The following is an 11,550-nucleotide window of genomic DNA, read 5'->3' as shown; positions in this document are numbered from 1 at the left end:
CCGCAGAACCGGCCCGGTCCTGCGATCAGATGATGCTGTCGTAGAGCGCAAATTCGTCCGGTTTTTTGCGCCGATACAGGGCGTTGATTTCAGGGCTTAGGGTCAGATCCATCTCAGGGCTGACATTGCGCTGTTGCAGCGTCAATTCGACCCCCAGCCGATCCTGCAGGAACTGTTGCAGGCGGGGTTGATCTTCGTAACGGAACAAATGCGTCACCCGGCAGCCGTTTTTCTGCGCCTCCAGAAACTTTGCCTGGCTGCCAACGTTGGCATGTTCAGGCTGCTGCCCCTTGCAATAATCGCGCACAAAATCATCAAAGCTCAGCCCGCGGGTAGAGGTGGTCTTGCCATCCAGAAAGGGGCGCTGGCGAAAGCGATACCAGCTGCCAAGCCAGCTGACGGGTTCGCGCATCACCGCTGCCACGTCCAGCTCCGCGTTGCAGACTCGCGCGAACATGGGCCGAATCCATCGGTTATAGCGGTAGAGCGGCGCATGCTTTAGCTCCGGTGGGTTAGTAATGGCCAGATCTGCGCGGGTTTGCAGCGCTTCTTGGTAGGCAGATGTTCCGGTTTTTGGCACCGAAAGCAAAACCAGTCGTGCGTCATAAAATACCAGCATTTCTATCGTCAAACCCTGTAAAATAAGTTGCTTAAACCATTGCTGCCCTGTTTAGCATCCCGCTGTTTGGCTGGATAGGTTAAGTTTGTGTTTGCTTTGTTCTCTTTTTGGTCCCATAAAGAACAAGAGGCGAACAAAGCAGTGATTGCCGCAAGCGCAGCTCTATGACACATAGAAGGGGACAAGGGACTATGGCGGATCTGTTGACCATGAAAAACAAAGTAAGCGGTGACAAGCAAAAGGCGCTCGACAGCGCGCTTGCACAGATCGAGCGGCAATTTGGCAAGGGCTCCATCATGAAGATGAGCGACGGCGCCATTCAGGAAATCGAGGCGAGCTCGACCGGGTCGCTCGGGCTGGATATTGCACTGGGCATTGGCGGTTTGCCGATGGGGCGCATCATTGAAATTTACGGGCCGGAAAGTTCCGGGAAAACCACGCTGACCCTGCATTGCGCCGCAGAACAGCAGCGCAATGGCGGCGTTGTGGCCTTTGTGGATGCGGAACATGCGCTTGATCCGCAATATGCGGCCAAGCTGGGCGTCGATCTGGATGAGCTGCTGATCTCGCAGCCTGACACGGGCGAGCAGGCGCTGGAAATCACCGACACGCTGGTGCGCTCTGGTGCTGTGAATATGGTGATTGTCGATTCCGTTGCGGCGCTGACGCCCAAATCGGAACTCGAAGGCGATATGGGCGATTCCAGCGTCGGTGTGCAGGCCCGCTTGATGAGCCAGGCCATGCGTAAGTTGACTGGCTCTATCAGCCGCTCCAAATGCATGGTGATCTTCATCAACCAAATTCGGATGAAAATCGGCGTTATGTTCGGCTCGCCCGAAACCACAACCGGCGGTAACGCGCTGAAGTTCTATTCCTCTGTGCGTCTGGATATTCGCCGCATTGGCGCGGTCAAGGATCGTGACGAAATCGTCGGCAACGCCACCCGTGTCAAAGTGGTTAAGAACAAGGTGGCCCCTCCCTTCAAGCAGGTCGAGTTCGACATCATGTATGGCGAAGGTATCTCCAAGATGGGTGAGCTGCTGGATCTTGGTGTTGCGGCGGGCGTGGTGAACAAGTCCGGGTCCTGGTTTTCCTACGGGGATGAACGTATCGGCCAGGGGCGTGAAAACGCCAAGCAATTCCTGCGCGACCATTCGGCCATATCTTATGACATCGAAGATAAGATCCGCGCCGCGCATGGGCTGGATTTCAACCGCCCCGATGCTGGCGATGAGGATGATATCCTGGAAGGTTAAGCCACGGGTTTTTTGATCAAATTGATCTTTTACGGGGGCGCGGCTACGGCTGCGCCCTTTTTGCATAAGATGCCGGGATGCAGGCGGTGGACAGGGGGGGGTTGGGGGGATAAACCTCGTTCCAACCTTGAACTCTGCCCGCAAAGGGATCCCTTCCATGGCGACGCTGAACGATATCCGCTCTACCTTTTTGAACTATTTTGCCAAGCAGGGCCACGAAGTGGTCGACTCAAGCCCGCTGGTGCCGCGCAACGACCCGACCTTGATGTTTGTCAACTCGGGCATGGTGCAATTCAAGAACCTGTTTACCGGGGTTGAAAGCCGCGATTACAAGCGCGCGACCACGGCGCAGAAATGCGTGCGTGCCGGCGGCAAACACAACGACCTTGACAATGTCGGCTACACGGCGCGTCACCATACCTTCTTTGAAATGCTCGGGAACTTCTCTTTCGGCGACTATTTCAAGGAAGAGGCGATTACCTTCGCCTGGGAGCTGGTAACCAAAGAATTTGGCATCGACAAAAACCGCTTGCTGACCACGGTCTACCACACTGATGACGAAGCCTTTGCGATTTGGAAAAAGCTGGGCGTCCCCGAGGACCGGATCATCCGTATCGATACTGCCGATAACTTCTGGCAGATGGGCCCCACAGGTCCCTGTGGTCCCTGCACCGAGATTTTCTACGATCACGGCGATCACATCTGGGGCGGCCCTCCCGGCTCTGCCGAGGAAGACGGCGATCGCTTTATCGAGATCTGGAATGTGGTCTTCATGCAGAACGAGAGGTTCGAAGACGGCACCATGGTGCCACTGGACATGCAGTCGATCGACACCGGTATGGGGCTGGAACGCATTGGCGCCTTGTTGCAGGGTAGCCATGACAACTATGATACCGATCTGTTCAAATCCCTAATCGAAGCGTCGGCGGATGTCACAAGTTCCGATCCTTACGGTGATCAGAACGTGCATCACCGGGTGATTGCGGATCACCTGCGCTCCACCTCCTTCCTGCTGGCCGATGGCGTGATGCCTTCGAATGATGGGCGCGGCTATGTGCTGCGCCGGATCATGCGCCGTGCCATGCGCCATGCGCATCTGTTGGGGGCGAAAGATCCGGTGATGCACCGTCTGGTGCCCGCATTGGTGCAGCAGATGGGCGCGGCCTACCCAGAGCTGGGCCAGGCGCAATCAATGATCGAAGAGACATTGAAACTGGAAGAAACACGCTTCAAACAAACGCTGGACCGCGGCTTGAAGCTATTGGACGATGAGGTTTCCTCTTTGCAGGAAGGTGCTCCTCTGCCTGGCGCGGCTGCGTTCAAACTTTATGACACCTTTGGCTTCCCGCTTGATTTGACCCAGGATGCCCTGCGGGAACAGGGCCGCGAGGTCGATACCGATGGCTTTGATGCCGCCATGGCGGAGCAGAAAGCCAAGGCGCGTGCCGCCTGGGCGGGTTCTGGTGAAAGTGCCGATAGCACCATCTGGTTTGACATCGCAGACAAACATGGTGCCACGGAATTCCTGGGCTATGAAACCGAAAGCGCCGAGGGCCAGATCCTGGCTCTGGTCAAAGAGGGCGGCGAGGTCAAAGAGGCCGGCCAGGGCGATAAGATTCAACTGGTTCTGAACCAGACACCATTTTATGCCGAATCCGGTGGCCAGATCGGCGACAGCGGCGAGGTTCGCGTCGAAGGCGGCACGATCCGCATCAGCGATACCAAAAAATCCGCCGGCGTGTTCATTCATATGGGTGAGGTCACCGAGGGGCTGGTCACGGCTGGCGCGCCCGCTCAGTTGATCGTCGACCACGGCCGACGCGCCTCTATTCGTGCCAATCACTCGGCCACGCATCTGCTGCACGAGGCGTTGCGCGAGGCGCTTGGCGAACATGTGGCCCAGCGTGGGTCCTTGAATGCGGATGATCGCCTGCGGTTTGACTTTAGCCATACCAAGGCCCTGAGCCCGGCAGAGTTGAGCCAGGTCTCGGCCGATGTGAATCGCTACATTCGCCAGAACACCCCGGTTGAAACCCGGATCATGACCCCGGATGACGCCCGCGCGCTTGGTGCTCAGGCGCTGTTCGGCGAGAAATACGGCGATGAAGTCCGGGTTGTCTCGATGGGGCGCGCGGCGACAGGCAAGGGCCAGGACGGCGAAACCTATTCGATCGAACTCTGCGGCGGTACGCATGTGCGCCAGACCGGCGATATCGGCACCTTTGTCATCTTGGGTGACAGTGCCTCTTCGGCTGGGGTGCGGCGGATCGAGGCTCTGACTGGGGCGGCAGCCATTGCCCATCTGGAAGGTGCCGCAAGCCAGATGGCGGAAATCTCCTCTGCCCTCAAGGCGCAGCCTGCGGATGTGATGGATCGCCTGAAGGCCATGATGGAGGAACGCAAGTCCCTGCAGAATGAGATTTCCAACCTGAAACAGCAGGTTGCCATGGGGGGCGGCGCCAGTGGTGGTGCCGAGACCAAAGAGATCGGCGGCAAGGCCTTCCTGGCGCAGGCGCTGCAGGGGGTATCTGGCAAGGATCTGCGCGGGTTGATTGATGCGCATAAGCAAAACATCGGCTCTGGTGTGATCCTGCTGATCGCGGAAGAGGACGGCAAGGTTGCTGTTGCGGCAGGGGTCACCGATGATCTGACAGCCGAGGTTTCGGCGGTTGAGGTGCTGCGCGCTGCTGTGCCTGCGGTTGGCGGCAAGGGCGGCGGTGGCCGTCCTGATATGGCGCAGGGCGGTGGCAAGGATTTCTCTGGCGCTGAGGCAGCAATCGCCGCAGCAGAGGCTTTCCTGGCAGGCTGATTGCCCTGAGCGACAGAACAAAAGCGCCCGCCGTCGTTCGACTGGCGGGCGTTTTTTCTGTCCCGGATCCGATTTGGACCGGATGGTCAAAAAAATCATCGACCTCTGGTGGCAATGGCCTATGCTGCGCAAAAGCCAGGCACGATACCGGAGGATCCCCCATGCCCGCACTTTGGATTGCACATGTCACCGTCACCGATGAAGAGGCCTATGGCAAATACGCCAAACTGGCCGGTCCTGCCATCGCCAAGGCCGGCGGCGAATTCATCGCCCGTGGCGGCCGGTTTGTTCAGCTGGAAGGCAAAGAACGCCCGCGCAACGTGGTTGCCACCTTTCCCAGTGTCGAGGCGGCGGTCGATTGTTACCACAGCCCGGAATACCAAGAGGCCCTGAGCCACGCACGCGATGCGTCAGAGCGCGAATTGATGGTGGTGGAAACCTCGGCCTGAAGGCAATATATTTCGAGAGCTAGAACAACAGGGCATCCAAACCGGGTGCCCTTTTTTGTACCTATGCTGGATAGCACATTGAGCAAAAGCAAAAGGGCGCCCGAAAGCGCCCTTTGTTCAGTGTAATGACCTGAAAACGGTTTTAGCCGTTTTCGCGTGCCATCCGCTTGCGCTCATGCGGGTCAAGATAGCGCTTGCGCAGACGGATCGAATTTGGCGTGACTTCTACCAGTTCATCGTCATTGATATAGGCGATTGCCTCTTCCAGCGACAGGGTGATCGGCGTTGTCAGGCGTACCGCTTCGTCAGTGCCAGAGGCGCGAACGTTGGTCAGCTTCTTCCCCTTCAGCGGGTTCACTTCCAGATCGTTTTCGCGCGAGTGCTCGCCAATGATCATGCCGGTGTAGATATCCACCTGCGCGCCGATGAACATCTTGCCACGATCTTCCAGGTTCCAAAGCGCATAGGCCACGGACTGACCGCTTTCCATCGACAAGAGAACGCCTGCGCGCCGCCCGGGAATAGAGCCTTTGTGCGGTGCCCAGCCGTGGAACACGCGGTTCAGAACGCCCGTACCGCGCGTGTCGGTCAGGAATTCGCCATGATACCCAATGAGCCCACGCGAGGGCACATGCGCGATGATGCGGGTCTTGCCAGCGCCTGCAGGGCGCATCTCGACCAGCTCACCTTTGCGGGCGCCAGTGATCTTTTCGATTACCGCACCGGAGTATTCGTCATCAACGTCGATGGTGGCTTCTTCGATCGGCTCCATGCGGACGCCGTCGACTTCTTTCATCAGCACCTGCGGACGTGAGATTGACAGCTCAAAGCCTTCGCGGCGCATGTTTTCGATCAGAACACCCATCTGAAGTTCGCCACGGCCGGCAACTTCAAAGGCGTCACCGCCGGGGGTGTCGGTGATCTTGATCGCGACATTGCCTTCGGCCTCTTTCATCAGGCGGTCACGGATCACCCGCGACTGAACCTTTTTGCCGTCACGACCAGCGAGCGGGCTGTCGTTGATGCCAAAGGTCACGGTGATGGTGGGGGGATCGATCGGCTGGGCGTCCAGCGCCTCGTCCACGGCGAGGGCACAGATGGTATCGGCCACGGTGGCCTTGGTCATGCCCGCCAGAGACACGATGTCGCCGGCCTGTGCCTCTTCGATGTCCTGCTCTGCCAGGCCGCGAAAGGCCTGGATGCGCGTAACGCGGAACTGTTCGATCTTTTGGCCGATGCGCGACAGGGCCTGCACGGTTGCGCCCACTTTCAGGGTGCCGCTTTCGACACGGCCGGTCAGCAGGCGGCCAACAAAGGGATCAGATCCCAGGGTGGTGGCCAGCATACGGAAATCTTCGCCCTGGCGTTTGATCTGCTTTGGCTCGGGCACGTGGTTGACGATCAGATTGTACAGCGCGTGCAGATCCTTGCGGGGGCCGTCAAGTTCAGCATCGGCCCAGCCGTTCCGGCCAGAGGCATACATATGCGGGAAATCCAGCTGATCCTCGGTCGCATCCAAGGATGCAAAGAGATCAAAACATTCGTCCAGGGCGCGATCAGGCTCAGCGTCGGGTTTGTCGACCTTGTTCAGCACCACGATGGGGCGCAGGCCCAGGGCCAGCGCCTTGGAGGTCACAAACTTGGTCTGTGGCATCGGGCCTTCGGCGGCATCCACCAGCAGCACCACACCGTCGACCATCGACAGGATCCGTTCAACCTCGCCGCCAAAATCGGCGTGGCCGGGGGTATCAACGATGTTGATCCGCGTGCCGTTCCATTCCACCGAGGTGGGTTTGGCAAAGATGGTAATGCCCCGCTCGCGCTCCAGGTCGTTGCTGTCCATGGCACGTTCTGCCACAGCCTGGTTTTCGCGGAAGGCGCCGGATTGTTTCAGAAGCTCATCAACCAGGGTCGTTTTACCGTGGTCCACGTGAGCAATGATCGCAATGTTGCGCATGTCCATGACGTCAGCCTTTGTAAGGAAGTTGCGCCGCGCATAGCCCGAACCCGCGCCAAAGGCCAGCAGAAATACGTCTCATGGGCGTCGTAACGTTAAAGCGGCAACATTCCTGCCGCTATCAGGCGGAAAAAATCCAATTCATCGCCGGTCGCTATGGCTAATGGCCGGCCGAGGTCGAAAACAGGTGGATGACCAGAACCCCGGCAAGGATCAAGCCGATGCCAATCAGCGCGGGCAGATCCAGACGTTGGCCAAACATCACCAATCCGATCAGCGCAATCAGCACGATGCCAAGCCCGGCCCAGATGGCATAGACCAATCCCACGGGCATGAATTTCAGGGTTTGACCCAGCATGAAAAAGGAAAACCCATAGGCAATCAGCACCAACAGTGACGGCCCAAGGCGTGTAAACTGGTGGCTGGCCTGCAGCGCGGTTGTTCCGATGGTTTCAGCAATCACCGCGACGATCAGGTAAATGTAATGAAGGGGCATTCCGGGTTCCTTGTTCGGTGAGCCCCTTTGGGTGAGGCATCTGCTTTTGACCCGCGCTCGGCGCTCTGCCTTGGCAACGCCAAGGGGGTATTCTTGCTATCGTCTGGAAATGGCATGTTGACCCAAAGGTCAGATTTTAGCGATAAGGCCCTATATACGTTCCATCATTTCAAACCAAGGCCGGATTTCTTCGCGTACATGATCCCAGACAACAGGGGCACCGCGGCGGACCTTGGCACCGACTCTGCTGTCAACCTGCGTCAGGCTGACATCATAATCAATCCAGCTGCCGCCGCCATTCAACAGGTTGAGCAGCACCGGCTGCACCCGGTCGATGGCCTTGCCAAAAAGCGCATCATCCGTTGTGGCAGCTTCGAATTCGTCCCAGAGGGAGCGAAAATCCTTGGCCTGTGCGGCGGGCAATAGCCCAAATAACCGATCCGCCGCCACCTCTTCGCGGGCTGCCTGTGCAGCCTGGGCCTCGGCGCTTTGTGCGCCGTGAATAGGGGTGTCGCCCGCATCAACTTCTACGATATCATGAAGCAGCAACATATTGATAACACGAGGTATATCAATGTCACCCAAAGCGTGTTCGCCCAGGATCCAGCCATAGAGCATGACATGCCAGCTGTGCTCTGCCGAATTTTCGACCCGGCTGCCATCGCCAATACGGGTGGCGCGCGAAACGGATTTCAGCCCCTCCGCCGCGTTGAGGAAGGGCAGGCGCGCACACAGTGCGCTGGTGTCATTATCGTTTTCGTGCCCCAACAAGGAAAGCGCGTGAAAATACGCTTCTGGAAAGCCTTGTTCAAGTGCAGCGGCGCGCCCGCCAAACAGGTTACCCCGTACCACTTCAACATGATCTGGCAGCGGATTGCTGCCATAAAGGGTTTGAAAAATTGGCTGGCAATGATCCAGACGCTTGGCGAATTTTGCATCCGGGCTCTTGGCCTGTTCAAATTCGTGCCAAAGCGCGTGCAGCGCCCTGCCTTGATCTGCGGGAAGCAGACCAAACAACCGCTCTGCGGCCTTGGCTTCGGCTGTGGCCACGGCCTGCCAGTCGACCTCGTCCCCAATAGGGTGATCGCCTGCGTCGATTTCAACCAGGTCATGCAGCAATAGCATTTGAATGACCCGCGACACCGTCACCTGCGGCCCGGCAAAGGGTGCCAGAACAAGCGCGTATAGCGCCAGGTGCCAGCTGTGTTCGGCGGAATTTTCCCGGCGAGAGCAATCGAGGATCAGGTTCTGACGCTCAATCCCGCGCAGCCTGTCTGCTTCGAGCAGAAAGGAAAACTGCGCCCGCAGACGATCGCTCATTGGCGGGCTTTCTCTTCCAGCGCGCTTTGAACCTGCGCCAGTTTGCCGCTGATGAAATCACGGGCCTTGCGTTCGGCAAGGCGGACGCGGATTTCTGTCAAGAAGGCTTCTTCCAAGGATTGAGAGGCTGCCCCAAGAACCTGGGCAACCTCCATATAGAAGCGATCTTCACCGATCGCATCCTGTACCTTGAGCGTATCGATCGCCAGTTTTTCGCCCAGCTTTTCGATCGTGCTCATCAGCGCGAATTCTCGGTCAGGCGGCGTTTCACATAATCGGTGGTGTGACCCATCAATGTATCCATGTGTTCGCCCTGGAAGAAGTGATCAGCGCCCTCCACCTCTGTATGGGTGACGGTAATGCCTTTTTGCTCATGCAGTTTGCTCACCAGGTTGACCGTATCCGCAGGCGGTGCCACGCGGTCGGCGCTGCCGTTGATGATCAACCCGGAGGAGGGGCAGGGCGCCAGGAAGGAGAAATCATACATGTTGGCGGGCGGTGCCACCGAGATAAAGCCGGTGATTTCGGGGCGGCGCATCAACAGCTGCATCCCGATCCAGGCCCCAAAGGAGAACCCGGCAACCCAGCAATGCTTGGAGTTGTTGTTCATCGATTGCAGGTAATCCAGCGCAGATGCCGCGTCTGACAGCTCTCCGATGCCCTGATCATATTCGCCTTGCGAACGACCTACACCACGGAAATTAAACCGTAAAACGGTGAATCCCATGTTGTAAAAAGCGTAGTGCAGATTGTAGACGACCTTATTGTTCATGGTGCCGCCAAACTGGGGGTGCGGATGCAGAACGATGGCGATAGGCGCGTCTTTTTCTTTTTGCGGGTGATAGCGGCCTTCCAGGCGGCCTTCGGGTCCGGGGAAAATGACCTCAGGCATGGGTGGGTTAATCCTACTCTCATTTTCTGCAGATGCTGTTCAGGAATACTTGACGAATTCCATCAGTCATCTTAGAACAATTCTAATTGCTGGCGCAGGCCATTGCATTGCACCGTGACGCTGAGATACGCACTCAGGCGGAAAAGGTCAATGTTTTCGCGTCGGAACCGATGTTTGGAGAGATGGAAAGATGAAGCTTTCTACCAAAGGCCGCTATGCCATGGTCGCGTTGGCAGATATCGCGCTGCAACCGGGCGATGCTTTGGTGGTGCTTGGGGATATTTCCAAGCGTCAGAATATATCGCTGCCCTATCTGGAACAGCTTTTCGTGAAACTGCGCCGGGCTGAGCTGGTGACATCGGTACGCGGCCCCGGCGGCGGCTATCGTCTGGCACGTCCGGCCTCGGAAATTCGCGTCGTAGATATCTTGAGCGCGGTGGATGAAACGGTTGATGCGATGCACATAGGGGCAGGGGCATCGGGTGGGACCAGCGGTAGCCGGGCGCAATCGCTGTCCAACCGTTTGTGGCAAAGCCTCAGCGCCCATGTCTATGTCTTCCTGCACCAGACCAGGCTGTCGGATGTCATTCAGAATGATCTTGCCCCCTGTCCTGCGGTTCCTGGATTGTTTTCTGTCGTAGACGCGGAATAGCACAATGGGATTGCCGCAATTCCCCACCCTTTTGGAACAAGAAAAGATGTTTCTATGACACGGGTTTACCTGGATCATAACGCAACGACCCCGCTGCACCCGGATGCACGCGCCGCCATGATTGCGGCGATGGAGCATTGCGGCAATCCATCTTCGGTACATGCTGAAGGGCGCAGCGCCAAGGCCGTGGTGGAACGTGCGCGGGCGCAGATTGCGGCGGCCTTTGGGGCGGATGGTGCCGATATTGTCTTTACTTCCGGCTCTACCGAAGGGGCCTCTCTGGCGCTGGCGGGGCGGAAATTGCGCTCAGCCGCGATTGAGCATGACGCTGTAAGGGCTTGGACAGTCGAAGAATTGTCGACTTTGCCTTCGGGGCATGTGGTGCCAGATGCGGCGCAGGATTCTACCCTGCAGCTTGCCAATTCCGAAACCGGCGTTGTGCAGGATCTGCCGCAGGGCCTCGCGGTGAGCGACATGACCCAGGGCTTTGGAAAGCTGCCAATCGCCTTTAATTGGATGGGGGTTCAGATGGCACTGATCTCTGCCCATAAGCTTGGGGGGCCAAAGGGCGTTGGCGCCGTGGTGATGCCGCGTGGTACCGATCTTGCTGCGCAAATTCGCGGTGGAGGTCAGGAAATGGGCCGCCGCTCGGGCACCGAAAACACCATCGGGATTGCAGGTTTTGGCGCAGCTGCCGAAGCCGCAGCCCGGCAATTGGCTGATGGCACCTGGGAACGCGTGGCGGAGCTGCGCGACCTGATGGAACAGGCCCTTGTGGCTGGCGCTCCAGAGCTTACCTGTATTGGCAAAGACAGTGCGCGCCTGCCCAATACCTCTTGCTTTGCCGTTCCCGGCTGGAAGGGGGAAACCCAGGTGATGCAGATGGACCTTGCGGGCTTTGCCATCAGTGCCGGTTCTGCCTGTTCCAGTGGCAAGGTGCGCGCCAGTGCGGTGTTGCGCGCGATGGGATTTGACCAAGAGATCGCCCAGGGCGCCGTGCGCGTCTCACTCGGGCCGACAACAACAAAAGAAGAGGTGCTGCGCTTTGCTGATGCGTGGCTCCAGAAACACAAGAAACATCGCGCCCGCGTGGCGTGAGT

At 58.1% G+C, this 11,550-nt stretch carries 11 protein-coding genes; 5 read left to right on the top strand and 6 right to left on the bottom strand.

From position 1 onward, the window contains the following. Positions 1-25: 25 nt before the first annotated feature. A complete protein-coding gene (locus P2081_RS04580; protein ID WP_278921700.1) occupies positions 26-619 on the bottom strand; it encodes a gamma-glutamyl kinase in 594 nt (197 codons plus the stop codon). Positions 620-810: 191 nt separating this feature from the next. Between P2081_RS04580 and recA the strand changes: the two genes are divergently transcribed. From recA to P2081_RS04565, 3 genes are all read left to right on the top strand, one after another. Beyond that, positions 811-1,875 carry a recombinase RecA gene (gene recA, locus P2081_RS04575; RefSeq protein ID WP_278921699.1) on the top strand — a complete coding sequence of 355 codons (1,065 nt, stop codon included), beginning with the start codon at positions 811-813 and terminating at the stop codon, positions 1,873-1,875. 157 nt (positions 1,876-2,032) lie between these two features. Continuing rightward, complete coding sequence (gene alaS, locus P2081_RS04570) at positions 2,033-4,684, top strand: alanine--tRNA ligase (RefSeq protein WP_278921698.1); 2,652 nt, start codon at positions 2,033-2,035, stop codon at positions 4,682-4,684. 161 nt (positions 4,685-4,845) lie between these two features. Beyond that, entirely contained in the window at positions 4,846-5,133 is a 288-nt protein-coding gene (locus P2081_RS04565) for a DUF1330 domain-containing protein (protein ID WP_232405651.1), read from the top strand. A gap of 142 nt (positions 5,134-5,275) precedes the next feature. Here the strand turns inward: P2081_RS04565 and typA are convergent, their stop codons facing one another. From typA to P2081_RS04540, 5 genes are all read right to left on the bottom strand, one after another. Further along, entirely contained in the window at positions 5,276-7,096 is a 1,821-nt protein-coding gene (gene typA, locus P2081_RS04560) for a translational GTPase TypA (RefSeq protein WP_278921697.1), read from the bottom strand. 154 nt (positions 7,097-7,250) lie between these two features. Then, positions 7,251-7,586 (bottom strand): SMR family transporter, encoded by a 336-nt coding sequence (locus P2081_RS04555; RefSeq protein ID WP_278921696.1) that lies wholly within the window; start codon positions 7,584-7,586, stop codon positions 7,251-7,253. A gap of 150 nt (positions 7,587-7,736) precedes the next feature. Beyond that, positions 7,737-8,906, bottom strand: a complete 1,170-nt coding sequence (locus tag P2081_RS04550; RefSeq protein WP_278921695.1) for an HD domain-containing protein — start codon at positions 8,904-8,906, stop codon at positions 7,737-7,739. Further along, positions 8,903-9,145: a hypothetical protein gene (locus tag P2081_RS04545; RefSeq protein WP_278921694.1), complete on the bottom strand. Its 243-nt coding sequence runs from the start codon at positions 9,143-9,145 to the stop codon at positions 8,903-8,905. Before P2081_RS04545 ends, P2081_RS04550 begins: the two co-directional genes overlap by 4 nt. Then, positions 9,145-9,798, bottom strand: a complete 654-nt coding sequence (locus P2081_RS04540) for an alpha/beta hydrolase (RefSeq protein WP_232405645.1) — start codon at positions 9,796-9,798, stop codon at positions 9,145-9,147. The genes P2081_RS04545 and P2081_RS04540 overlap by 1 nt, the downstream gene beginning before the upstream one ends. Positions 9,799-9,988: 190 nt before the next feature. Here P2081_RS04540 and iscR point away from each other — a divergent pair, with 190 nt between their 5' ends. Then, positions 9,989-10,450 (top strand): Fe-S cluster assembly transcriptional regulator IscR, encoded by a 462-nt coding sequence (gene iscR, locus P2081_RS04535; RefSeq protein WP_278921693.1) that lies wholly within the window; start codon positions 9,989-9,991, stop codon positions 10,448-10,450. Between the two features lie 54 nt (positions 10,451-10,504). Beyond that, complete coding sequence (locus P2081_RS04530; RefSeq protein ID WP_278921692.1) at positions 10,505-11,548, top strand: cysteine desulfurase family protein; 1,044 nt, start codon at positions 10,505-10,507, stop codon at positions 11,546-11,548. Positions 11,549-11,550: the final 2 nt, after the last annotated feature.

This window comes from Pseudophaeobacter profundi (assembly GCF_029697505.1).
Classification (GTDB): Bacteria; Pseudomonadota; Alphaproteobacteria; order Rhodobacterales; family Rhodobacteraceae; genus Pseudophaeobacter; species Pseudophaeobacter profundi.
This window is presented reverse-complemented; position numbering and strand designations above follow the sequence as displayed.